Here is a 23,162-nt window from a genome sequence, read left to right on the forward strand (position 1 = left end):
AGGAACGTCCTAACCCTAGCGGGCTGCTTATATTAGCGCCTGATTCACGCTAGCTTATCTAAGATGAGATCTCCGCGATCTGCTCCAATATCTCGTCTATTTCTGTATAAGCTCCATGGTGAATTCGTTGAATGGTCCCCTCTGCATCAATAAGCACGCTTACCGGATATCCCTGAACACCAAGCGCTCTCTTCCAGGCGAGCTCTTCATCTCGAAGCACCTCCATCGTTAAGTCGTAGCGCTCGATCATCGGCTTGATCTTATCAAGACCTTCCTTCATGTTGATCGCTACAAAAGCAACCTCCGGAGCAAATGCTTGTGCTTCATTCAGCAATGGAAGCTCATTGATGCAAGGCTTGCACCAGCTTGCCCACAAATTTATAAGCATCGGTCCATCCTGTGCTGCTTTTAGCGTTCTCTTCTCGCCCTCTAAGCTAAGCAGCTCAATCTGTGGAAGTGAATCACCAACGGTAACGATCTTGCTTCCTTTGGGCTGCAGCGTCATATACAAGATGACCGCAAGGATACTCATCGCTGCCACCATGAGAATAGCAAGCTGCACTCGCTTACGCAGCTTTGATTGCTGTTTAGCTTCGTACACGTTTCATCGGCCCTTCCTCGCCCCAAAATAACTGCTCGTAGGCTTTCTGTATTCCTTCTTCCCCATATTGCTGCTTTATGTCACTGTAGCTGGACGACAGCTTTATCTGCCCTTGATCAAGGAGAACAATATGATCAGCTGCTGCTTCAGCTACCTGCAGCTGATGCGTGGAGAACAACACAAGCGTGCCTTGCCTTGCTGTCTCATCAATAATCGAAACAAACTGCTTCATCCAGTATGGATCTAAGCCATTCGTAGGCTCATCTAGCAGCAGCAGTGCTGGCTTGCTAAGCAATGCCTGCGCTAGCAGCAGCCGCTGCCTCATCCCTTTCGAAAACTGATGCACCTTCTTCTTCCCTGTATCCTGTAAGCCAACGAGCGCTAGCAGCTCTCGAACTCGTTCTGTTGACTGTTGCTTAAGCTCTCCCCAGAATTTCAATGATTCGTAAGCTGTAAAGCTGCCGGTGAACTGATAATCATCAGGCATGTAGCCTATAGCTGATAAATACTGCTCCGGCTGTGCTTCTATCGTCAGCTCGTTCAGCGTTATAGAGCCGGTTGATGGTTTGCTTAAGCCAGCAATCATCCGAATAATACTGCTTTTTCCTGCGCCATTCCCACCACAGAGGGCGACAATTTGACCAGCAGTAAAAGAAAGCGAGAATGGCGCCACGAGCTGCTTCTGAGCAATGACTTTTGACACATCAGTTAGCTGCAGAACGTTATCCACGATATCGCCCCCTTTTCCATAGCCAGCCTGCTAACGCTAAGCTTCCAAGCACATAACCAATCGTCAGTAAAGTAAACGCTATATGACCAGAAGGATGCGTAACCCAAGTAATCCATTGGTAATACTCAGGTCCAACGATCATGCCACCACCTAATGCAGCAATGATATAAACTCTAATCCATTCTGCCGGGTTGAAGAAGGTCATAATCGTAAGAAGCGGCTTTATCCACAAATATGGCAGCTGTCCGAGCAAGGCAATCATAATCGGTGACCAGCCAATAATAAAGAAGAACCATATTCCGATTACATAGGTTAACGCCTGCCAGCGCGTTGAGGCGATAGCACCAATAACCATAGCAATCGCTAGAAACGCAGCAATCAGCAGCACCGCGAATATAAAGAGCAAAGCGTACACAGATGCGGTAAAACCGCTCGCTGTAAAGCTGCTAATGATACCTGTTACGCTGTAGCCAATTGTTACAATCGAGATCAGGACAAGCAGCAGCCCGATATATTTACCACCTAACCAGCTCGTCATGCTTAATCGATACGTATATAGCAATGCAGCGCTGCCATCCTCTTTCTCACCAGTTATGGAGAATGCTCCTAGCATTAGAGTAATAAGCGGTAGCAAATATAACGTTAAATTCATAAGCATTCCTGTAACACCAGAGTAGCCAGAGCTGTAGCCCTGCTGATGGATAAGGAGCATGCTCAGCATAAAGATAACAAATAATGCGAGAAAGGAATATGCCCACGGATTGCGGAAGCCTATCCTCAGCTCCCGCTTCATAATCGTTGTAAAGTGATTCATAATAATCTCCTTCTAAGCAAACCGTGATGATGAGGGAGGAGCTTTTAGCTGCCTAATATAAGCCAGCATGAGCTCTGTTATGGTCGTCTGCTTTACCAAGTGTGACAACCTCACTATGCGGCATCATCATGCACTGCTGCTTCGTTATGAGCATCCGCTTCACCATGTGCCTCTTCTTCATCATGCGCATCTGCATCATCATGTGCTTCTGCATCATCATGCGCATCTGAATGATCATGCCCGTGACTATGGCCGTGATCGTGAGAACCCATCATCTCTTTATTCACTTCCCATGAATGAGCAGCTAAAGCTTCTGCATCCATTAACATTCCAACCCCATGCTCGTTCATATAGCTATTAGCAGCTGCTTCTGTCTCGAATGAAATGACACCGTAAGCCATAGGTGTTTGGATCGATGCATCGTACACATAGTAGGCTTTATCGTATTTAATCCATTCCAAGCTGTTATGATCGCGTACATACGTTGCTGCAATGCTGTCTGCACTATGCTCATTACGCCATTCCACTAAGCAGCCAAGATCATCGAATTTAAGAGAGCGACCTTCCTTCGTAATAATTTGCGTTGCATATGCATCATCCTTAATTGCCATATTGCATACTTCACAACGATCAATTTCTTCATTGATTGCTACCGGAGGATAGTCATCCTTTCCACATGCCGCAGTAAACAGCATAAATGTTAACAGTACAACGCTTAATATTTTCTTCATTGTTCTCTTCTCCTTAGCTTTAACATCATATAGGTGCTAGCTGCACCGAGCAGCGTCCACACGAGAAGCATTCCCCATTGAATCCGCTTCTCCCCAGCACGTTCTAGCACATGAACCGACATACTAGGTGATTGGTCAGCAATCCACTGGTCACGCTGTGCCGCATAGAGCTGCTCAATAAATGAGATGCCCGGTGTGCCGAACAGCAGCTGAAAGCTTGGTCTACGTTCAATAAGCGATAAAAAGAACGGTGAGCTGGCATAGGTTAAGTCACTATAGCCATCACCATTGCTATCTAAGCCTTGATGTGTGTCCCAATAATTGTGCTGGATTATAGGCTTGCTGCTTCCGTCATCCCATATATTTGTTACGTTACCGATAAAATCATTGTTCTCCAGCTTTATTTGCTCGCCCTTTTGCAGCTGAAGTGCGACGAAATTGTGCAGCAACCGATTATGCTGCACTTGTATAGCTTCGCTGCGCTCAATATTTATACCAATGCGATTCTCGATAACCTCATTGTTAAACACCGTCGCATCCACTACGTCATAGATTAGAATGCCCCCCGCATTGGCATTGTCCTGCTGCTTTAGCAGCTTGTTGCCTTGCAGCGTAATATGATCAGACGTCATAATCATCAGACCGATAATATTTCCCTCACTCGTATTGTCCAGCAGCTCCACCTGCTCGGCATACATCATATGATAGGCGTACCGCGAATCCCTTACCTCGTTATGTTGGATTAACAACCGTTGGCTGCCTTCTGTATAAATGCCATCGTACATGCCACTTACAGTATTGCCGAGCACAGCAATATCGCTGCTGTTGAATAGATAGATCCCATTGCCTCTGCTGCTTAGCTTGGCAGATGATTTCCCCTTCCATTCAATCGTATTATCGGTCAGCGTACTATGCTGAAGCTCAGTCCCTTTAATCGCGGTTGCCATTGATTTCAGCTGCAAGCCCTCTAACGTAATGTCTCGCTGCTGCTTGACGACGATGACTGGCTCATCAGGGTTCTCCCGCTTATCATCAATCACTAGATCCTTTAGCGTAATCTGATCACTCGCTAGTATTATCGTTGCTGACTCAGCTTCAATATGAACCGTTGTAGCAGCACCTTGACCGATGATTTCCATCGGCTTAGTAATCGTTACAGGCCCAGAATAATCTCCAGCTTCAAGTGTTAATTGTCCATAAGCGGGAGTATCATCCACGAGCTCCTGTAGGCTTATGTAGCTCGGTGACTTCTTGTATAAGTTTGATTGAGGCAGCTCGCGGTACCCACTTGAGCCCGACTCACTAGCCTTTGCTACAGCTGCCGAGTCAAGCTGAATAGAGAACAGGCATAGCAGGCTTAATACTGAGCCTAATGCCAGCACTAATTTTCTCATGATCACTTCACCTCAACCGTATGGCTAGTCATGATGTGTACGCTACCCAAATTAAAGTGAAGGGTAATTAAATTTTCACCACTGTTCTCAAAAATTGCCTCGATCTCATAATAGAGCTGACCATCCTGCTCGATCTCTGCTGCATCATATAATCTCGTTTCTCTTGCATTGTCCCTTAGCTCAATGCGCATGCCATCTCTCGGCTTCTGCTCATCTATCAGTCTTACTCTAATAAGGGTAAGCTCCCCCGACTGGGGCTCCTGAGGATTTGTAATGATCTCTGTATCAACCTCCTGTGGCACAATAAGCTCAGGAGGTCCATTAGACATTGATTCACTACTGCCACAGCCAGTTAAAAGCACAATCACAAGCATCAAAAGCAAGCAGGACGATCCTACATTCCTTGCCCTTCTAAACACGTCCTCACCACTTTCTTCAAATTATTCATTAGTATAGCCCTATTGATCATTAGCTACATGACTATATCGAGCTATATTTGAGATGAAGTTGTGTAAGTTCTTTGACAATTACATACAAACAGCTCTCAATTAAAAAAGGACGTTCATTAATCGCAGTCAGCGACCAATGAACGTCCTCAATTTAGAACAATATAGAATAAATAATATAAGTTCTACAACAAGTAATAGCCGCTCTAAGAGCACGATTAGCGCGCTCTATCCTTAGGAAGCACGAAGGATAATAAGCCTATCAATGGAAGCAAGCTCGCAGCAACCATAACAAATTCCATAGATTTTAGATCGGCCACGCTGCCTAATACGACCGAGCCGACTGCTCCCATACCGAAAGCGAAGCCAGTAACAAGTCCTGACGCCGTTCCGACTTTACCTGGCATAATCTCCTGAGCATAAACAACACTTACAGAAAATCCAGATTGCAATATTAAGCCTAGTAACGAGATGACAGGGTATATCCAAAAAAGTGATACATGTGGCAGCAGCAGCGCTAAAGGAATGGACCCAACTAGCGAAGCAATCATCATCGTTCTTCTTCCGATTCGATCCGCGAGCATCCCGCCAAAAAATGTACCGACTACGCCGAATACCATAAATAGATACAGTGGAATTTGCGCTTGCTGAATCGTTAAACCGTACGCCTCTCTAGCAAAAAATTGATAGTAGTTTCCAATCGCTGCACTATACCAAGAGCGTGCGAATACGATAATTAATAATATTCCGATTCCGATATAGACAACCTTGCTTGGAATAGACGGGGCTTCAATGGATGCAGAAGCTTGCTTCTTCTTCACTGGAATCGTTCCATGCTGGGCTAGCTGTCTAGAATACCATGGCACAACGTATAGCAGAATACCTATTGCCGTAGCGGCCAGCAGCGTTCCCCAAATGGCCCCTCGCTGACCTAATGGAACAAAGATGAAAATCGTCATCAGTGGGGCTAGCGATGAACCAAAGTTACCGCCAACCTGATAGATAGACTGTGCTAGACCTCGCTTATTGCCGGCTGCCAGATATACAACGCGTGAGCCCTCTGGATGGAATACAGCAGATCCAAGACCAATTCCGACAACACAGCATAGGACGATCCAGAAGTTAGGTGCAAAGGCTAAGCCTGCTATGCCCGCCATACTACTAAGCATCCCGATAATGAGCAGCCATGGCATTGGCTTGCGGTCTGACCATAGCCCTACAACAGGCTGCATAACGGATGAAGTCATATTTAACGTAAAAGCTATCCATCCGATTTGAGCATAGCTTAAATTCAATGAGGTTTGAAAGATTGGAAACAAGGCAGAGACAACAACCTGCATCGAATCATTCAACATATGTACTGCACTTACTGCAAATAAAATGGAGTAAACCGTTAAGCTTTTCATCGTCGCCTTGGCCGATGATGGTTGACTGGCTCTAGAATTCATAGTTCTCTCTCCGTGTTAAAATTTTAGTACTAAAGTAATTATTACCAAATGATCATATCACAAGCTACATTCATCCACAACGAGTTTTTTTATTAGACTCTTTCCAAAAAGTACATTACTGTGTTATAATGTAAACGCTAACATTTCAGTTGTTCATATATCTAAGGGGGTATTCGAATGTTGAGTGTTGCACTGAATGAACGAACAATGTTTGGTGATTTCGATCTCGAGAAAGAAATCATTTATTTCAAGATTGGTTCTGAAGGGCTTGTCAGTCTACATGCACACAATTACAGCAGAAGAGTTCAACTGTCACCATCAGATCTGAAGCGTTTAACGAAAAGCAAAGGCTACTATGCAATTAGCTCAAACTGCTATATTAATCTTTCTCGTATTCGCTCCATTATATCTGGCATCGTCTATTTTGGTAACGAGCAAAACAGCACGAAAATGCTATCTGTAAGCAAGCGTACAGAGCAAAAAATCAAACAACTGCTTGCTGTATAACGATTAACGATCACATATGCCGCTAGTTCTAGGCTTGCTTAGGATTAGCGGTTGTTTGTTTGCTTTAATGCTGATATGCTAAAGAATGTGCGAGTTATCGCATCCGAATAAATTCAAACGCTACATCTGTTAAGGAGGAATAGCATGGCAACAATAGGAAAAGCCTTTGAGGGAACGTTTCATGATGAGTCTGCAGTTTGGCTGCAATGGGGTCAATATGAGGCGGCAGTCCTTCCTAACGTAGGTGCCAATCTAATCGCTTTTCGTGATCATGAACGTCATTTAACGATTTTAAGAGAACCAACTGCTGCTGATATGGACAGCTTCCGTGCAAATCCAGGCATTCACGGTATCCCTGTTCTGTTTCCGCCGAACCGTTACGAGGATGGTAAATTTACATTCAACGGTGTAAATTACCAATTTCCTGTCAATGAAGAAGCTACAGGCAATCATTTGCACGGATTTTTCCATACAGCACGCTGGAATGTAGATGAATTCAATGTCACTGCAGCTGAAAGCTATGTAGTACTTAGCATTACGATTAATAACGGACACGAAATCTATCAGTATCTTCCTCACGAATTCACGATCAAGCTTCGCTATTCCTTAAGTGAGCTAGGATTAGCACAACAAGTTACTGTACATAATCATGGTGAAACTGCGATGCCTTGCATGATTGCCTTCCATACAGCAATCAACGCACCATTTGCAGAAGGAAGCACGGCAGATGACTACACTTATACACTCACCATTAAAGATCGCTGGGAGCTTAATGAGCGCATGCTGCCTACCGGCAAATACCAGCCATTAACGGATGAGGAAGCTAAGATGAGCACAACAGGACTTAATCCTTTCTGGAGCGAGATGGACAACCATTATACAAGCAGCACGAAAAATGGCCGCAATATGATGGAGCTTACCGATCGCCGACTTGGCTTAAAGCTGATCTATGATGTTGGAACCGCTTATAAGCAGTGGATGATCTGGAACAACGGCGCATCAGGTGAGTTTTTCTGCCCAGAGCCGCAGCTTAACCTCGTTAATGCGCCTAATAGCACATTACCAGCTGAAGAGATCGGCCTAGTAACACTTGAGCCAGGTCAGATCTGGGAAGAAACGAGCCGTCTGTATATTATCAAAGCTTAATATCATTAAAATAAGCCGAGCAGCACATCGTAGAAAGTACACACAGCTAGCATTGCTAGAGAGAATGTACCTTCCATATATGATGTAGTGCTCGGCTTTTATAAACTAATTTCAATGTTTGCGATTCATGTTGTTATTTTAGCGTTGTAAATCGTTGCGATTCCTTCTGAAGCTCCGTCGCAATATCTGCCAGACCATCAACATTCGATTTAACCTCATTCATGATCTGCTGCTGATCATCAGTCGTTGATGCGACTTGCTTTGCTCGCTGTGCGTTCGCATCGGATAATTGTGTCATCTCCATCAATGATGCCGTTACCTGCTCAGAGCTTGCAGACATTTCCTCAGATGCTGCGGATACCTCCTGCAGCTGTGCATTAATAACCGTAATGGACTCAACAATTTGCTCAAACAATTGCTGCGTTTGCTTAACCTCATTCATACCGAGATGAATATCCTCTTGTGAACGTCCAACAACTTCAACGGCGGATGCTGATTTATTCTGAATCTCTTTTACTAGCTTTGTAATACTCATAGCTGACTGCTTCGTATGATCCGCTAAGCTGCGTACCTCATTAGCTACAACAGCAAAGCCTTTACCATGCTCTCCAGCACGTGCTGCTTCAATGGATGCATTTAGTGCTAGCAAATTTACTTGCTCCGATATTTCTTGAATAAAGCTGATAGATTTACTAATCGCATCGGATTGCTCCGCGAAGGCTTGAATTACTTCACTTGTTTGCTCTACGCCTTGATGAATCGAGTTCATTTGATTCGTTATCGCATTCATCCGCGCTTGTCCATGATGAGCCTGCTCTGTCGCCGAGACAGTTAGCTCCGCAACCTGAGATGCCGACTCTGATATTCTATTAATTCCTGCTGCGACTTCTTCCATAGAACGAGTAGACTCCTGAGAGTGAATAAGCTGAGTCGAAGCCTGCTCTGCAATGTTTCTTACATCCTCAGCGATCTGGGCTGCATGCTCCTTCGTCTGCTCAGTAGAAGCTAACAGCTCCTCTGTGCTTGCTGCAACGGTATGGGAATGAGTAGACATCTTCGTAACGATAACATTTAAGGATTCAACCATGTTATTGAAGCTGTCCGATAATTTACCGAATTCATTGTCCCATTCATACTGATTGCGCACAGTCAGATCTCCATCCTCGACGCGCTTCATATCAGTAATTAGTTTCTGGATTGGAGTACGTATTGTAGCAAAGATATAATAACCAAATGCACCGCCAAGCAGAACGAGCGTAATTAATGTAACGATCACACCGAATTTTCTACTGTTTGCATCATCGATATTGTTTTTATTCAGTTCTGCAGCTTCATCAAGATGGACCTGCTTTAGCTCACGTAATGTATTAATCATCTCTACGCGCTGCTTCGTTAATCTATTGTTATAAAACGCAAACGCCTCAAGTGTCTTACCTTCTTCCAAACGTTCAACGACACTGTTATACTCGATTTCTATATTTTTTGATAACGCCGTATATTGCTCAAAAAGCCCCTTGCTTTCTTCACTTAGCGACAGACTTGATATTTTTTCTTCTAGCTCGTGAATAGTATTCGTATACTGTTCAAGATTTTTTTTAACTTCATCAGCCTTGACCAACGTACCTCCTAGAATCATCTCCACTTGAGCATTCTCAACCTGTACGTTCGCGGTTACTAGCTCACTTATGTACTCATTTGACATCATATTCTCTTGATACATTTTTTTAGCATTCCGGTTTACTTTATCTAGGGAGCTAGATCCAACAATACCAATCACTACACTGAAGCAAAGTAAGGATACAATCAAAATGACAAGCTTTACAGAAACATCCACATCCAATATTTTTTTTCTGATCTCTTTAAGCTTTAACACGATGCCTAACTTCCTCTCCTATATGTCTTAATATGTATGTATCTTTATCACAAAACGCTTTTGATTTCATTTTGTGGAATTTTTGTATAAATAATGGATGAACTTACTTTCATTCTCTTCAAAAAGTTAATTATAAACTAAAGTCACAGTTTTGGGAATGCACAAAAATAGCTGCACCATTAACGATGCAGCTTTTTATAATCTTTCGGTGTACAGCCTGTTATTTTTTTGAATAGCTTTTGGAAATAAACGGGATCACTGTAGCCAACCGATTGTGCTATTTCGTAATTTTTCATATGTGGATGATCGGTTAGAAACTGCTTTGCTTTCTCAATACGAATGACGATGAGATGATCTGTAATCGTGCTGCCGGTCATTTGCTTAAATAATCGGCTAACATAATGTGCACTCATCCCGACCTGTTCTGCGATGTACTCTAACTCAAGGTTACGATCATATTGCTCGAGCAGTAGCGATTTGATGGAATGAATGGCATGGTGTCCTTGCATCTCCTGTACTTCCTTTTCCTCCAGCACTTCCGGCTCTAATCTACGTACTGCTCCCTTTATGCGCTGAAGCACCTCCGCAAGCTGCTGCTTATCAATCGGCTTTAGCAGGTAATCGCACACACCGCAACGTATCGCTTTTCGAGCATATTCAAACTCGCTAAAGCCACTAAAGATCAATTTTGCAAATGAGCGATCATTTACTGCTTCGATCAGCTTTAACCCGTCCATCTTCGGCATTTTAATATCAGTAATTAACACATCAAGCTCATGATCCTCCAGTCTATTAATATGAGTGAGCGCATCAAAGCCATTGCTATAGGATCCGATAACAACAATATTGCTGTCCATCTTGCTTAATATTTTCTCTAATCCTGCCCTAATCATAGGCTCATCATCAGCAACAATGACCTTCATACTTTTCAGCTCCTTCTTTATTTAACAGCCCCACTTGTTACCCCTGAGAAGATATATCGCTGTAAAAACAAATACATAACTGCTGTAGGAATCATAATAATCAGTATCGCAGCCGATATCAATTGCCAGTCTCCGCTGTTATTGCCAAAAAAGCGCATGAGCGATGTTGAGACTACGACATGCTGAGCTCTTGGTAGATACAGATACGGTACAAAAAAGTCGTTGTAGATCGAAATCGTCTTAAGAATAATAATCGTATAAGTTGCAGGTGCAAGCAATGGGAAAATTATTGAACGGAAAATTCGAACCAGTGAAGCTCCCTCTATCATCGCACTCTCATCAAGCTCGTACGGGATATTTTTAATAAATTGCAGGTAAATATAGATCTGTATAATGTCAGCTCCGATATAAAGCAGCACCGGTCCCATTAAATTATTCGTCAGCCCAAGTGAAGCAATCGTTTTATAATTGACCACCTGCGTTGTAATCTGCGGAATAATCGTAGCAAACATAAATAAACCGACTAATATGCCCTGCAAACGGAACTGAAAGCGAGAAATTGCATAGCAAAACGCCGAGCCTAGCAGGATATTGAAAAACAAAGTGACGATAATAATTGTTGCCGTATTTCCAAATGCTAGCGGGATACTTGCCTGCTTGAAGGCTTGAACGAAGTTATCAAAATAAAAGAAGGAATCTGGCAAAGACATCGTTGACGCTTCAAAGAACTTCTCCTTCGTCTTAAACGCATTTACAACTATAATATACGGCGGGAATAGGATGACTAGTGCTGCTAGACATAGAATGATATATTTTAGTCCTTGCTGGAGCTTTCCTATTACTCCCATACTAATCATCTCCTCTTGATAGTAGATAGCGCTGAATCGATAATACAATAACGACGAACAACAGCAGTACAACACTCATTGCAGAAGCAAGACCGTAATTATTAAACTGGAAAGCTGTCTCAATGATTTTCATAACGAATGTCTCACTAGCCCCTGCAGGTCCACCCTTCGTCAATACGAACGGCAAATCGAAAACCTCTAACGCCCCCGTTACCGTAAGGAATAAATTGAGCTCGATAATTTTATATATATTTGGCAAAGTAATTTTCGAAAACTTCTGCCATGCATTGGCACCGTCAATAGAGGCCGCTTCGTATAAATCACTAGGAATGGATTGCAGCGCCCCTAAGTAAATAACCATATTAAAGCCCATAAATCGCCAAAGCCCTACGGATGCGAGCGTATAGTTAACGAAGTCCTTATTGCCCAGCCAGCTCGTCTGTGACAGCTGCTCGAACCCAAGCGAGCCTAGCAGCGCATTTAACGAACCATTTGTTGTGTCATATACATATCCGAACAAGTAAGCAACGGCTACGCCATTGAGAATGTAAGGTAAAAACAATAGTAAACGGAAGCCGTTTCTACCTCTTAGCTTCGTATTCAGGATCACTGCAAAAAACAGCGCAAGCATGTTTTGAATAATACCAACAACGAAGTAAGCAAAGTTATGCTTAAAAACGCCAAAAATATCTGGATTCGAAAACACTTCAACATAGTTGGCAAAGCCAATCCATTCCTTATTCGCACTTACGCCATTCCACTTCATAAAGCTCAATCTAAGCAGCTCAAGCGCTGGATAATAAGCAAATGTAAACAGAAGCAGCAATGGTATCGTTATAAAACAGATCAGGATTACTTTTTTCTGCGTTTGGAACGATAGTTTGCTGAGCACCGGTCATCACTGCCTTTCCTTCAGAGATGTAAAAGGGAGGAGGATTATCATAGTGACAATCCTCCAGCCTCATTGCGTTATTCCTTTATGCCCAAATCACTTCTTGCCTTCGCCCATCGTCCATTTACTTTTTCCAGAACGGCAGCAGGATCATCGGACAGTACAAACTCCTGTACCGTTGCTGCTTGATCGAGCTGTGCTGCATTCTGAATATCTATCGCTACATCAGATGGCTGAGCAGGCTCAAAGTATTTCACATCGTAGCTATTAAACTCAGCAAGCTGGGCAAGCTTCGGCTCTCTATCCTTAAGTGTAGGAATAAAGCCCGCGAATTCATCATAGCCAGATTCCTCAATCATCCAATGAATAAATGCTTTGGCTGCAGGTACATTACCGTTCTTGTTGACGGCATAGAAAAAGTCAGGATTAAGCGGTGCTTTCGCTTGACCGCTATTATCAGCAGGGAACGGGAAGAAGCCTACATTATCTGGATCTGCACCATTCTCAATCACTTGATTAATGACCCAGTTGCCTAATAGATACATTCCAAATTTGCCTGTTGCAATATCCTTTTTCGATTGCTCCCAGTTCGTTGAGTTGATATCCGGCTCTAGATAACCCTTCTCATAAAGCTCACGAACGATGCTCCATGTTTTACCGTATTCATTATCCATCGTATAAGGGGTGTCCGTGTCTGCTCGTTTGTTCTGGTGATCGCTCGCTTCACCAATTAGCGATGGAATATCATGCACCCAAACATCTAACGGCCACTTATCCTTAAAGTTGGATGCTAGCGGCACGATGCCGCTTTGCTTCAGCTTCTCACAGGCAGCTAGAAATTCTTCATACGTTTTGGGAACGTCTGTAATTCCCGCTTTAGCAAATGCTTCCTTGTTGTATACAATTCCTACTGTTGAACCGCCAGAGGAGATCCCGTACATTTGCCCCTCATGTGCTCTTAGCTCCTTAAAATAAATATCTCCGGAAAATTCAATATCGTTAAGCGGTGCGAAGTATTCTGGAAACTCTGCATTGGACAGCGTTGGTAAAAATACGACATCCGGAAAATCTCCCGAGCTCATGCGTACCTTTAATGTTGCGTCATAATCCAATATCGCTTCAAATTCAAGGTTGACACCTGGATACTTTTCTTCAAACCTTTTTTTGTATTCATCGTATACATTGCCAATCATATCTGTCCGGTTCGTAAGAAATACAATATCCCCCTTGATCTCTCCATCATCTCCTGCAGGTTCGTTCTTTTCATTTGTGTTCCCACTACATGCAGATAACATTGTTAGCATAACAATCACAGACAATAATAACATTAAACTCTTTTTCATCTCTTTTCCCCCTATTATTTTGTAATCGCTGTCATGATTAGCTTACTGGAATTTTCAGCTCTTTAAAATGGTTTGAAATGCGATTTATTGTCTTGAATTGACATTTAGAAAATCGGTTATCCCTTTATATATAAAGATCTCCTTATAATGAAGTGTGACATTACCCTTTAACGTTCCTGCGCCTACCCCTTCAAGTTCTCCGCCCCTTTTCTAGACACATTGCATAAAAACTAAAAAAACTCTTGCTAAAACATTAGGTATCATGTTTACTTGTTATAGAGTAATCACATAAAGTTATATAACAAAACTAACAAAATTAAGGAGGCTGACCAATGGCGCTTTCATTACCTTATATCGCCGGAATGACTTGGGGATGGACTGGAATTCGAGGAACTTGGGATGACGCTGAAGCAGATCGTTCCATGCAGCTTATGAAGGATAGGCTCGCTGTAAATTGGACAGCAATTACATTTGCTGCGCTTCAGGATCATCCGCAGGCTACCGTCATTCGTTATCAGGAATCCCCAACTGTTACAGATAGTGAGATTAAGCATGCGATCATACAAGCTCAGCAGCTTGGGCTTAAGGTAATTCTAAAGCCTGTCGTCAATTGTGCAGACGGCACGTGGCGGGCACATATTAATTTCTTTGATGTGGATGTACCATGTGAGCCGAAGTGGAGTGATTGGTTCGCCAGCTACACGGAATTCATGGTGCATTATGCGAAGCTCGCGCAAGAGATGAACGTAGAAATGCTCTGTATAGGCTGTGAAATGGTGCAGACTGATCGCAGAGCAAGCGAGTGGCGTGCACTAATTACGGAAGTAAGAAAGCATTACAGCGGACTCATCACTTATAACTGCGACAAATACCAGGAAGGCAATGTGACATGGTGGGATGCGGTCGACATTATATCCTCCAGTGGTTACTACCCGATTGATCAGTGGGAGCAGCAGCTTGATCGAATGGAGGGAGTCATTAGTCAGTATAATAAGCCGTTCTTCTTTATGGAGGCTGGTTGCCCTAGCCGTGAAGGCTCTCCTTATCTGCCTAATGATTGGGGCCTGCAGGGCGCACCAAGCGAGCAGAGCCAGCAGCAGTTTTACGAGGCGATGTTTTCAGCCTGTGAGCAGCGTTCATGGGTACGTGGTTTTCTGCTATGGGATTGGCCTTCGCATTTGTATGAAGAAAGCCAAGCTAAGGATAATGATGACTACTGTATGTTCGGTAAGGCAGCTGAAGGTACGGTTCGCAGTTACTATACTCATAAGACAATGGAGGAGGCCGAAGTATGACGAGCATAATACAGAGCGAAATACGTACGAAGTGGGCTGGAGAGCTCGAACTGGAGCTCAAAGACAACATTCTTGGCTTTTGGCTGAAGCATAGTTTTGATGAGCAGTGTGGTGGCTTTTTAGGACAGGTCAACCGAGATTTAACCATTGTTGCAGATGCACCTAAAAGCTTAGTACTGAATACACGCTTGCTATGGACCTTTTCCTATGCTTATCGAATGTATGGGGATGCTAGCTACCTTTCTGCTGCTGAGCGCGCCTTCGATTATTTAAATAAGCATTTTGCTGATCGAGCTAACGGCGGATATTATTGGATGCTCCATGCAGACGGCTCACCGCTTGAAGGAAAAAAACAGATATATGGGCAAGCCTTTGCGGTTTATGCTTATTCGGAATATTTCCGTGCAACGAAGAACTTGCAGGCACTCGATTATGCGATACAAGCCTACAGACTTATTGAGCAGTACGGTTACGATCCGGTCTATGGCGGCTATATTGAAGCATTATCCGAGGCTTGGGAGGAGACTGATGACCTCAGCCTAAGTGACAAGGATCTTAATGAGAAGAAATCGATGAACACACACCTTCACGTGTTAGAGGCTTATACGAATTTGTACCGCGTATGGCAGTCAGTCGAGCTGCAAGCTCAGCTGACCTCGCTTGTTAGGCTTACGATCAAGCATATCGTCGATGAACACACAGGACATTTCAAGCTGTTCTTCGATGAAGCTTGGCAATCACAATCTCAGCATATTTCCTATGGTCATGATATTGAAGGCAGCTGGCTTTTAGTCGAAGCTGCAGAGGTTCTCGGTGATGCAGCATTGCTTGAGGAAACAAAGAAAGTTGCACTTAAAATGGCTGATGCTGTGCTTACACGAGGCTATGATACAGACGGCGGCTTGTTTAATGAAGCACTTGGAGACACCATCATCGATGATCATAAAGATTGGTGGCCGCAAGCAGAAGCAGTGGTCGGCTTCTATAACGCTTATCAGCTCACAGGTAAGGAGACATATCTTGAAGCATCTCTTCGCTCATGGCGATTTATACAGCACGCGATCGTTGATCAGACATATGGAGAATGGTACTGGAGTGTGAAAAGAGATGGCAGTCCAAGCGACAATATGCAGAAGATTAGCGCTTGGAAATGCCCTTATCATAACAGTCGCGCCTGCTTCGAGCTGCTGGAGCGATTGCAGCTTGCAGACGTGCAGCAAGATTAAGCACAGCACATGATGTAGCATCGGACGATGAAGCATAGGACGATGAAATACAGCATAATTGAAATGAAGGGATGATTATCATGACAGTTTTTGAACAACGCAAGGCATATCTTACAAAGCAATACGAGGAGCTAATCTCTCGACCTAACGCTCCACTTGAAGGTGGCAACGGAATTTTTGAACGCTATCAGCATCCAATTCTAACAGCGGCACATGCCCCGCTGCATTGGCAATACGATTACAATCCGTCAACCAATCCATATTTTATGGAGCGGCTTGGAATCAATTGTGTATTCAATCCTGGCGCGATCTATCTTAACAGTAAATATTACGTCGTCGCTCGCGTAGAAGGCAATGACCGAAAATCATTTTTCGCAATAGCTGAGAGTGACAATGGGGTTGACCATTTCCGGTTTTGGGATGCTCCACTCAACTTGCCTGAAACCGATGAGCCGGACATCAACGTATACGATATGCGCTTAGTACAGCATGAGGATGGTTGGATCTATGGTCTGTTCTGTACAGAGCGTAAGGACCCTGATGCCGCTCCTGGTGATCTATCAAGCGCTATTGCGCAATGCGGCATCGCTCGTACAAAGGATCTAAAGTCGTGGGAACGTCTTGCCGATCTAAAAACACGCTCCAATCAGCAGCGTAATGTCGTGCTTCATCCAGAATTTGTTGACGGCAAGTACGCGTTCTATACTCGCCCACAGGATGGCTTTATCGATACAGGCTCAGGCGGAGGCATCGGCTGGGGCTTATCCGATAGCATCGAGCAAGCAAAGATCGATGAAGAAATTATTATTGATGAGCGCTATTATCATACGATTAAAGAAGTAAAGAACGGTCAAGGCCCTGCTCCGATTAAGACAGATAAAGGCTGGCTTCATATCGCTCATGGTGTTCGCAACACTGCGGCCGGCTTGCGTTATGTTGTCTATCTATTTGTTACGAGTCTCGAGGATCCCTCTAAGGTGATTTATGCGCCAGGTGGGCATCTGATCGCACCGCAAGGAGAAGAGCGTGTCGGTGATGTATCGAATGTTATCTTCTGTAATGGTGCTGTCGTGAATGAGGATGGTAAGGTGTTTATCTACTACGCCTCATCCGATACGCGCTGCCATGTTGCAACTTCCTCGGTTGAGCGGCTGCTTGATTACGCAGTCAATACGCCCCCAGACGGGATGCGCTCCTACGCTTGTGTTCAGCAAAGACTAGCGCTTATTGAGAGGAATGCTAGCTTCGTGTAAGTGTGACGAATCGAGTAGGCCTATGCGCATGCGCATAGGCCTCTCACAGATCCGGACATGCGGGTCATCGCATCCGGCTCCTCCAGTGACTATCCCCTCTGGGGATGAAGTTCTTTGTAAATCATAGATAGACTGCAAAGACCGATTTCTTCAAACCATTGATTTGGCATCGCATATTGAGCATAAGTGGAATGAGAACTGCGCCATGCTGTCATACGTAGCCCAGGTAGGTCACGGCTTTTCCATCCTCTTCTACGCATCTCTCGGTGAAGTTTCCGCACCTTTCTCCAGCTTCGCAACTGGACAGAACGAAGCCTTCTTCTTATCCATTTGTCCAGATCCCGAAATCTCATCTGTACATCTGCCATTCCGAAATAGTTGCCCCACCCACGGAGATAGGGATTCAATTTTTTCTTCACCAATTGCTGCACATCCACCGTTTGGTTTCGTCTTGTGATTTCCTTCACACGTTTCTTGAATTTTGTCATCGCTTTATCTGACGGTACCATCCATTTCCCTGGTTTGAATTCATGCCCAAGAAACTCGAAAGATTCCCTCTTGCTATTGACGATTTTCGTCTTTTCTGGATGAATGATAAGTCCCATTTCTCTCTCTAGCAGCTTCGTTACCGATTTTAGAATCCGCTCTGCTCCTTTTTGCGTACGACAACAAATCACAAAGTCATCTGCATAGCGTGTCAGTCGATGCCCGCGTTCCGTCATCGCCAGATCTAACGGATGTAGATAGATATTGGCTAGCAGAGGGCTGATGACTCCCCCTTGTGGTGTGCCCTGCTCATTTAGGTGAAAGCTTCCACCGTCTAGGATACCTGCCTTCAGGAATTTCTCCAACAAAGTTAACACACTTCCATCGACTACGGTTTCTTTCACCATGCGGATGAGCTTCTCATGCGGAATGGTGTCGAAATAAGACTTCAAGTCTGCATCAATCACATATCGATATCCATCGTTTAGATCTTGACGGATCTTCTTCAATGCCATGTGTGCACTTCTTCCCGGTCGAAACCCATAGCTACAATCCATAAACTTTGATTCATAAATCGGTTCCAATATGCGTCTCGTTGCGGCTTGAACCACTCGGTCTCCCACGGTAGGAATGCCCAGCGGCCTTGACGTTCCGTCTGCTTTGGGGATGTAGACACGACGTACGGGTTTTGGGTGATACGTCTTGTTCTTTAGTGTCTGCTGAACCACTTCTAGATGGTGTTCCAACTGCGATTCGAATGCCTGGATGGTCATTCGATCAATCCCTGCTGAACCTCGGTTTCGCTTGACCTCTTTAAAGGCTTCCTCTAGGTTTGGCTTCGCCCATATCTTGTCGATGAGGCTGTACCATTTGCGTTCCTTTTGATTTACTCCTTCACGAGAGTGATTGGTTGTTCCTTGTTCTTCCATGTTCGTTTTCCTTCCCGATTTCGTTCCATGATTTGTAGCCTTACGGCAATCTTCATTTCCAAAATAGTACTCGCCCCAGACGGCTTCTCCTTATGTTCATTCCCCGGATCTTCGCACATCCTAGCTCCCCGGCTTCTGTCTGGCACATGGCTTCTCTCCATCTCTCTTCTTCCACGGTTTCGGGCTTCACACAAGTCTTCGCCTTTTGAGTCGAAGCTTGTATTGACGACATCGCGCCAATTCATTTGCCTTTGCGGTCTTTCCGGCAAACTTTGTAACTACTATCCCTACGTCTGACTTCTCACCACTCTTAACATTGTCTTGATCCTCACGATCTCGAGCAATGGTTACCACTTGATATGGAAATGATGAGATCTCCTTGGGTCACGTCAACCGACTTTCCCCCGAATCCAGTCCTCTTAACTTACGGAGTCTATGGTGGTACAGGACTTCCTCTTCTTTTGCAGAGTTATCCGACTCCGTCAGCCAACATGGTTAAACCGCCTATTCCGGGTTTTGCCTTCGCATCCTCCGCACGCATTCTCGCGAACTACGCACTATGCGTCAGCTATGCACTTCCGCCACCTGCGGTGTGCTGGAGACTTTCACTCGTTAGTCGATTGCGCTGCCAAGCGCACAAAAAGCCGGCATTAAGGATCACATCCTCAATACCGGCTTTACTAATTTAAATGAAATACTATTGGAAGCTGTACACCTTTACCATTAACGTGGAATGTTGTGTAACATATCGCCTGCTGTCCATCTGATCGAATCTCACCAAAAGGAACCAAGCTATCTTTGTATATGACCATTCTATCTTCCGGAATTCCTGCTTGATCTAATCGAGCTAGCTTTTCGAATTCAGCAATAACGATACTATGTTTTGAACCTGCATACTCAACTATATCGTTCTTATCCATTTGCTTAAACAACTTCATAAAATCGCTTGCTAGTAAAAGAGGTTCGTTTTTCGGATGGTCTGGTTCAGTTATGATACTTATTAATCCGTCATCCTCTATACGGTAGCTTTTTGTCATTCGTTCATCATCAATAGAATAAGAAACGGTGAAGGATAAAAACGTTGTCTTTGCCGATCCTTCAAATCTATGAGTTTGTACTGAATTGTTGCTATTGTCGAGGTTAGTAGCTAGCATAAAAAATATTGCTAATGACAGCAGCACAGTAATTAAAAAATAAACAGGTTTATATCTTCTCATATAAGTTTACCTTTGCAGGCTAATTTGTTCGATAGGTGAAGCAATTTGGATTTGCAGTATCAATTCGGAAGATTCATTGGTAAGCATATTTACCCACATATAGCTTTTATCTGAGCCTTGCCACATGATACTTTCATTCTTTTCGGCTGATGCTGCAGCACTGTCCAAGGTATTGAAATTAGTAGAACGAGGCTCTGGAAAGGATTCTTGTATAACATCCTTTACCGCTAAGCCCAGCTCATCGAATAGCTCTTTTTCACTCGTAATAAACAAGTACGCACCAGATACCAATTGATTCTCTTCAAAGTTGTAGATGATATGCTGTTGAATTGAATCATCTAATGGCAGCTTGCCCTTAACAAGCAATCGATCTATGTCGTCGATCTGAATGCCGGTCAATTGTTTTTGCTGAATCACTCCTTCTTTAGATATTAGCCACGGAATCTCTTCAATTACAAAAGTGTTATCCTTATGCACCGTTTCTAATAGAGGCCTTACGACTTTATAAAGTGAAGTAGAAGCCTTCTTATTGGACTCATCACCTGAGCTATTACATCCGCTGACAACTAGCAATGTAAGAGTAAATGCTAGTATACAGAGCAATAACTTTTTAGAATAACGCAAACCTCATCACTCCTAGAAAATATAACACTCAATCTTACTTTAAATTCCATATTAACATGTGCCGTTTCAAGATATGTCTTTCCCTCTTAAGTTGTGAGTTTTTAAGCACAGCTGCTTCGTGGTATCATCTCCACTAAATATTTATTAATTTGTAATTTATTACAATGCAGTGTAACATCTTCTGTATTCATGGAGAATAATATTAAAAGGAGTATTTGCTATGAAGTTTTTTGGAAAGCTAATAGGTATCCTGTCCCTTGCATTTGCACTGTTATTCTCAACCTCTGGCTGTTTCCCAAATCAGGAAGTTTCTAAAATAGAGTCGGAATATGTTACGTTTACTTACTCTCGATATGTAACAGACGAACCTAATAGCTCTATAATTAATGAATTTTGGTACTACGATAGCATAGAACAGCTAGCGAAAAAAATATTTGAGATAGAGTATACCTCTCAGTATCCACTAGGATATTACGATAAAGCCAATAACCTTATTTATTACACGAAAAGTGTCTTACTTGATCAATCAACCGATACGTCTGGAGATCAAATATTCGTAACTGATTTAAATACAAATACAGAAAAACAATTAACAGAAGATCTTTTTGCAGTCAATTATATTATTCCCGTAGAGAATCAATTATTATTTGTTGCGCGTCCACAAAAATCTAATGTACTACAACTGGGTTCACTTAACTTAAATACTGGAGAACTTACCTATTGGGGAAGCGAAGATACAATTGATGATACTAATATAGAAACGATTTCGGTGGATCAAAAAAACAAAAAAATTTATGTGTCTGCTTATTCAGATGCCGAGAGAAGATACAATGTACTTCATCAGGATGGACCTGCTGGGAAGAACAATTTCAAAATGCCCTTGCATTCAGTATATGAAATTGATTACTCTTTTGAAAAATACCGTGTGTTGTTTAGCAAGAATGAATGGATTCGAACAATAATGACTACAGATAACGTTGTGGCTGCATTCAGTGATAAACAATATAATGAAGCTGATGTTCCATCTACGCTAATTAGATACAGCTTAACAGACAATACAGTGACTGAAACAGCTTGGGATACTTATCGACTACAAATAGGGGACGCGAATTACTCTTCTGATGGTACGTTAATCTATTCCATTGCTGATATTAATAATAAGCGTGGATTATATAAATACTCATTAGTGTCCAAGGAATTCAGCGAGATCTTCATACAATCGAATGGTTTTTTGAATAATATACAGGTTGTAAAACATACTTCCGCATCAATAACGCCTTCATCAACCTCGATTGATGATAACACCGCTATATCCACTGAGGATAATAACGAGGCTACTTGTCCCACTGAAATTGAGAAGAATGACGCGACTCGTCACTCTGCTGGCATTGAAACTGAATACAAAGATTTTAACGAATATATGAAGCATCATATTCCGACTCAAATGGAGCCATCCACCTTGTTAATTTACGGTGAAAATAATGAACCAACGATTACAAAGCTACCTTCTCAGCAACCAAATGAGCAGTTACCACAAGACAAAGCAGATACAGAGCAACAAGAGCTACTGCTACAAGAAGAGAAGATGATTATTAAGATAAAAGAGGAAGCACGGTGTTTGCCTGTTATTGAGCTTGGTTATGATCTTCCTGATCCAGAACCGGGACTCGCTGTGTTGTACGGTACTGATGGCCTTATTAATCGTATTTATTATGTGAACGAACAGTAGTAACCTCTAATAGGAAAAGTTTCGTAATGGGAGGAAACGATTTGAATCGATTCAGAGAAAAAAAGTGGATGATAGGATGCATCGCTATGGCTATTGTTCTCCTTATTGTTTCGGCGAATATTTTTGCTTTAAATAAACAATTGAATGAACTTAAGAAGGATTACGTAGGGAATCTAAACCATGAATGGTATGAGCTTTATCGCATGTCTGAAACGGTAGAAAAACACTATATAACGAACGATTATCAAGAACCTACAAGATATCGATTGTTTGTGAATCAAGTAGCTCACAATTTTACAGGAAGACCAGATGATTTATCAATAAATATGAGAAATCTGCTAACACTAGCGTATGACCCTTTATTCCTGGATTTATCCCTTGAGGAAGGTCCCTTAAACAAAGAGGAAGCTTCAACATTACTTAAAGATATGAATGATGACATCATGCTTATTAGCCGAAGCATAATTGATATGCCAGACGATGAGAAAGAGAATTTGCTGTTGGATCCAACATCATCGGAATTTAATAAAGTAAGTACAGAAGTTAAGGCTGCCTATCATAAATATATTAAATTAGTAGATGAATCAATTTCATAATGCACTTCTCTAAATAAAGTCAGACGAACAGAATTTCTGAAATCTCATTTTTGAAGCTTAAGCTGCTTGTTGGTTGAATTGTTTATTGATGCGATCTACTGCTAATTTCGT

Annotated in this window: 22 protein-coding genes; 7 read left to right on the forward strand and 15 right to left on the reverse strand. The window is 42.9% G+C overall.

Going from position 1 to position 23,162, the window contains the following annotated elements; translation table 11 throughout:
- Positions 1 to 58: 58 nt before the first annotated feature.
- From M3180_RS17840 to M3180_RS17870, 7 genes are all read right to left on the reverse strand, one after another.
- A complete protein-coding gene (locus M3180_RS17840) occupies positions 59 to 601 on the reverse strand; it encodes a TlpA family protein disulfide reductase (RefSeq protein ID WP_251669986.1) in 543 nt (180 codons plus the stop codon).
- A complete protein-coding gene (locus tag M3180_RS17845) occupies positions 588 to 1,331 on the reverse strand; it encodes an ABC transporter ATP-binding protein (protein WP_251669988.1) in 744 nt (247 codons plus the stop codon). Before M3180_RS17845 ends, M3180_RS17840 begins: the two co-directional genes overlap by 14 nt.
- Complete coding sequence (locus tag M3180_RS17850) at positions 1,324 to 2,145, reverse strand: ABC transporter permease (protein WP_251669990.1); 822 nt, start codon at positions 2,143 to 2,145, stop codon at positions 1,324 to 1,326. Before M3180_RS17850 ends, M3180_RS17845 begins: the two co-directional genes overlap by 8 nt.
- Before the next feature lie 113 nt (positions 2,146 to 2,258).
- Entirely contained in the window at positions 2,259 to 2,876 is a 618-nt protein-coding gene (locus M3180_RS17855; RefSeq protein WP_251669992.1) for a nitrous oxide reductase accessory protein NosL, read from the reverse strand.
- Complete coding sequence (locus M3180_RS17860; RefSeq protein ID WP_251669994.1) at positions 2,873 to 4,270, reverse strand: right-handed parallel beta-helix repeat-containing protein; 1,398 nt, start codon at positions 4,268 to 4,270, stop codon at positions 2,873 to 2,875. The genes M3180_RS17855 and M3180_RS17860 overlap by 4 nt, the downstream gene beginning before the upstream one ends.
- A gap of 2 nt (positions 4,271 to 4,272) precedes the next feature.
- Positions 4,273 to 4,653 carry a hypothetical protein gene (locus tag M3180_RS17865; RefSeq protein WP_251669996.1) on the reverse strand — a complete coding sequence of 127 codons (381 nt, stop codon included), beginning with the start codon at positions 4,651 to 4,653 and terminating at the stop codon, positions 4,273 to 4,275.
- 281 nt (positions 4,654 to 4,934) lie between these two features.
- Positions 4,935 to 6,164: an MFS transporter gene (locus M3180_RS17870; RefSeq protein WP_251669998.1), complete on the reverse strand. Its 1,230-nt coding sequence runs from the start codon at positions 6,162 to 6,164 to the stop codon at positions 4,935 to 4,937.
- A gap of 177 nt (positions 6,165 to 6,341) precedes the next feature.
- Between M3180_RS17870 and M3180_RS17875 the strand changes: the two genes are divergently transcribed.
- Positions 6,342 to 6,671: a LytTR family transcriptional regulator DNA-binding domain-containing protein gene (locus M3180_RS17875; protein WP_251670000.1), complete on the forward strand. Its 330-nt coding sequence runs from the start codon at positions 6,342 to 6,344 to the stop codon at positions 6,669 to 6,671.
- A 144-nt stretch (positions 6,672 to 6,815) separates the two neighbouring features.
- Complete coding sequence (locus M3180_RS17880) at positions 6,816 to 7,817, forward strand: aldose 1-epimerase (protein WP_251670002.1); 1,002 nt, start codon at positions 6,816 to 6,818, stop codon at positions 7,815 to 7,817.
- Positions 7,818 to 7,950: 133 nt separating this feature from the next.
- Here M3180_RS17880 and M3180_RS17885 read toward each other — a convergent pair whose 3' ends face one another.
- From M3180_RS17885 to M3180_RS17905, 5 genes are all read right to left on the reverse strand, one after another.
- Positions 7,951 to 9,690: a methyl-accepting chemotaxis protein gene (locus tag M3180_RS17885; protein WP_251670004.1), complete on the reverse strand. Its 1,740-nt coding sequence runs from the start codon at positions 9,688 to 9,690 to the stop codon at positions 7,951 to 7,953.
- A gap of 179 nt (positions 9,691 to 9,869) precedes the next feature.
- Positions 9,870 to 10,613, reverse strand: a complete 744-nt coding sequence (locus M3180_RS17890; protein WP_251670006.1) for a response regulator transcription factor — start codon at positions 10,611 to 10,613, stop codon at positions 9,870 to 9,872.
- Between the two features lie 17 nt (positions 10,614 to 10,630).
- Positions 10,631 to 11,461, reverse strand: coding sequence for a carbohydrate ABC transporter permease (locus M3180_RS17895; RefSeq protein WP_251670009.1), 831 nt, complete (start codon positions 11,459 to 11,461; stop codon positions 10,631 to 10,633).
- Position 11,462: 1 nt separating this feature from the next.
- Complete coding sequence (locus tag M3180_RS17900) at positions 11,463 to 12,353, reverse strand: carbohydrate ABC transporter permease (protein WP_251670011.1); 891 nt, start codon at positions 12,351 to 12,353, stop codon at positions 11,463 to 11,465.
- A gap of 77 nt (positions 12,354 to 12,430) precedes the next feature.
- A complete protein-coding gene (locus M3180_RS17905; RefSeq protein WP_251670012.1) occupies positions 12,431 to 13,696 on the reverse strand; it encodes an ABC transporter substrate-binding protein in 1,266 nt (421 codons plus the stop codon).
- 332 nt (positions 13,697 to 14,028) lie between these two features.
- Here M3180_RS17905 and M3180_RS17910 point away from each other — a divergent pair, with 332 nt between their 5' ends.
- The 3 genes from M3180_RS17910 (at position 14,029) to M3180_RS17920 (ending at position 17,470) form a co-directional block, all read left to right on the forward strand.
- On the forward strand, positions 14,029 to 14,991 hold the full coding sequence (locus tag M3180_RS17910) for a glycoside hydrolase family 113 (RefSeq protein ID WP_251670014.1): 963 nt from the start codon (positions 14,029 to 14,031) through the stop codon (positions 14,989 to 14,991).
- Entirely contained in the window at positions 14,988 to 16,217 is a 1,230-nt protein-coding gene (locus tag M3180_RS17915) for an AGE family epimerase/isomerase (protein WP_251670017.1), read from the forward strand. The genes M3180_RS17910 and M3180_RS17915 overlap by 4 nt, the downstream gene beginning before the upstream one ends.
- A gap of 80 nt (positions 16,218 to 16,297) precedes the next feature.
- Positions 16,298 to 17,470 (forward strand): glycoside hydrolase family 130 protein, encoded by a 1,173-nt coding sequence (locus M3180_RS17920; RefSeq protein WP_251670018.1) that lies wholly within the window; start codon positions 16,298 to 16,300, stop codon positions 17,468 to 17,470.
- A gap of 89 nt (positions 17,471 to 17,559) precedes the next feature.
- Here M3180_RS17920 and ltrA read toward each other — a convergent pair whose 3' ends face one another.
- The 3 genes from ltrA to M3180_RS17935 form a co-directional block, all read right to left on the reverse strand.
- The gene (gene ltrA / locus M3180_RS17925; protein WP_251670020.1) at positions 17,560 to 18,885 is read right to left on the reverse strand and encodes a group II intron reverse transcriptase/maturase; all 1,326 of its coding nucleotides are present in this window, start codon (positions 18,883 to 18,885) and stop codon (positions 17,560 to 17,562) included.
- Positions 18,886 to 19,565: 680 nt separating this feature from the next.
- Positions 19,566 to 20,102, reverse strand: a complete 537-nt coding sequence (locus M3180_RS17930; RefSeq protein WP_251670023.1) for a hypothetical protein — start codon at positions 20,100 to 20,102, stop codon at positions 19,566 to 19,568.
- Positions 20,103 to 20,108: 6 nt separating this feature from the next.
- Positions 20,109 to 20,726 carry a hypothetical protein gene (locus M3180_RS17935; protein ID WP_251670025.1) on the reverse strand — a complete coding sequence of 206 codons (618 nt, stop codon included), beginning with the start codon at positions 20,724 to 20,726 and terminating at the stop codon, positions 20,109 to 20,111.
- A 220-nt stretch (positions 20,727 to 20,946) separates the two neighbouring features.
- On the opposite strand from M3180_RS17935, the gene M3180_RS17940 reads away from it, so the two are divergent.
- Positions 20,947 to 22,455 (forward strand): hypothetical protein, encoded by a 1,509-nt coding sequence (locus tag M3180_RS17940; protein WP_251670027.1) that lies wholly within the window; start codon positions 20,947 to 20,949, stop codon positions 22,453 to 22,455.
- 41 nt (positions 22,456 to 22,496) lie between these two features.
- Entirely contained in the window at positions 22,497 to 23,051 is a 555-nt protein-coding gene (locus M3180_RS17945) for a hypothetical protein (protein ID WP_251670029.1), read from the forward strand.
- Positions 23,052 to 23,162: the final 111 nt, after the last annotated feature.

This window comes from Paenibacillus camelliae (assembly GCF_023715345.1).
In the GTDB taxonomy this organism is placed as follows: domain Bacteria; phylum Bacillota; class Bacilli; order Paenibacillales; family Paenibacillaceae; genus Pristimantibacillus; species Pristimantibacillus camelliae.

Bases quoted from the DNA above. Each gene is read 5' to 3' on its own strand.
- M3180_RS17870 (WP_251669998.1), bottom strand. From the start codon at position 6,164: ATGAATTCTAGAGCCAGTCAACCATCATCGGCCAAGGCGACGATGAAA.
- M3180_RS17850 (WP_251669990.1), bottom strand. From the start codon at position 2,145: ATGAATCACTTTACAACGATTATGAAGCGGGAGCTGAGGATAGGCTTC.
- M3180_RS17940 (WP_251670027.1), top strand. From the start codon at position 20,947: ATGAAGTTTTTTGGAAAGCTAATAGGTATCCTGTCCCTTGCATTTGCA.
- M3180_RS17895 (WP_251670009.1), bottom strand. From the start codon at position 11,461: ATGGGAGTAATAGGAAAGCTCCAGCAAGGACTAAAATATATCATTCTA.
- M3180_RS17930 (WP_251670023.1), bottom strand. From the start codon at position 20,102: ATGAGAAGATATAAACCTGTTTATTTTTTAATTACTGTGCTGCTGTCA.
- M3180_RS17890 (WP_251670006.1), bottom strand. From the start codon at position 10,613: ATGAAGGTCATTGTTGCTGATGATGAGCCTATGATTAGGGCAGGATTA.
- M3180_RS17905 (WP_251670012.1), bottom strand. From the start codon at position 13,696: ATGAAAAAGAGTTTAATGTTATTATTGTCTGTGATTGTTATGCTAACA.
- M3180_RS17875 (WP_251670000.1), top strand. From the start codon at position 6,342: ATGTTGAGTGTTGCACTGAATGAACGAACAATGTTTGGTGATTTCGAT.
- M3180_RS17880 (WP_251670002.1), top strand. From the start codon at position 6,816: ATGGCAACAATAGGAAAAGCCTTTGAGGGAACGTTTCATGATGAGTCT.
- M3180_RS17855 (WP_251669992.1), bottom strand. From the start codon at position 2,876: ATGAAGAAAATATTAAGCGTTGTACTGTTAACATTTATGCTGTTTACT.
- M3180_RS17915 (WP_251670017.1), top strand. From the start codon at position 14,988: ATGACGAGCATAATACAGAGCGAAATACGTACGAAGTGGGCTGGAGAG.
- M3180_RS17910 (WP_251670014.1), top strand. From the start codon at position 14,029: ATGGCGCTTTCATTACCTTATATCGCCGGAATGACTTGGGGATGGACT.
- M3180_RS17860 (WP_251669994.1), bottom strand. From the start codon at position 4,270: ATGAGAAAATTAGTGCTGGCATTAGGCTCAGTATTAAGCCTGCTATGC.
- M3180_RS17920 (WP_251670018.1), top strand. From the start codon at position 16,298: ATGACAGTTTTTGAACAACGCAAGGCATATCTTACAAAGCAATACGAG.
- ltrA (WP_251670020.1), bottom strand. From the start codon at position 18,885: ATGGAAGAACAAGGAACAACCAATCACTCTCGTGAAGGAGTAAATCAA.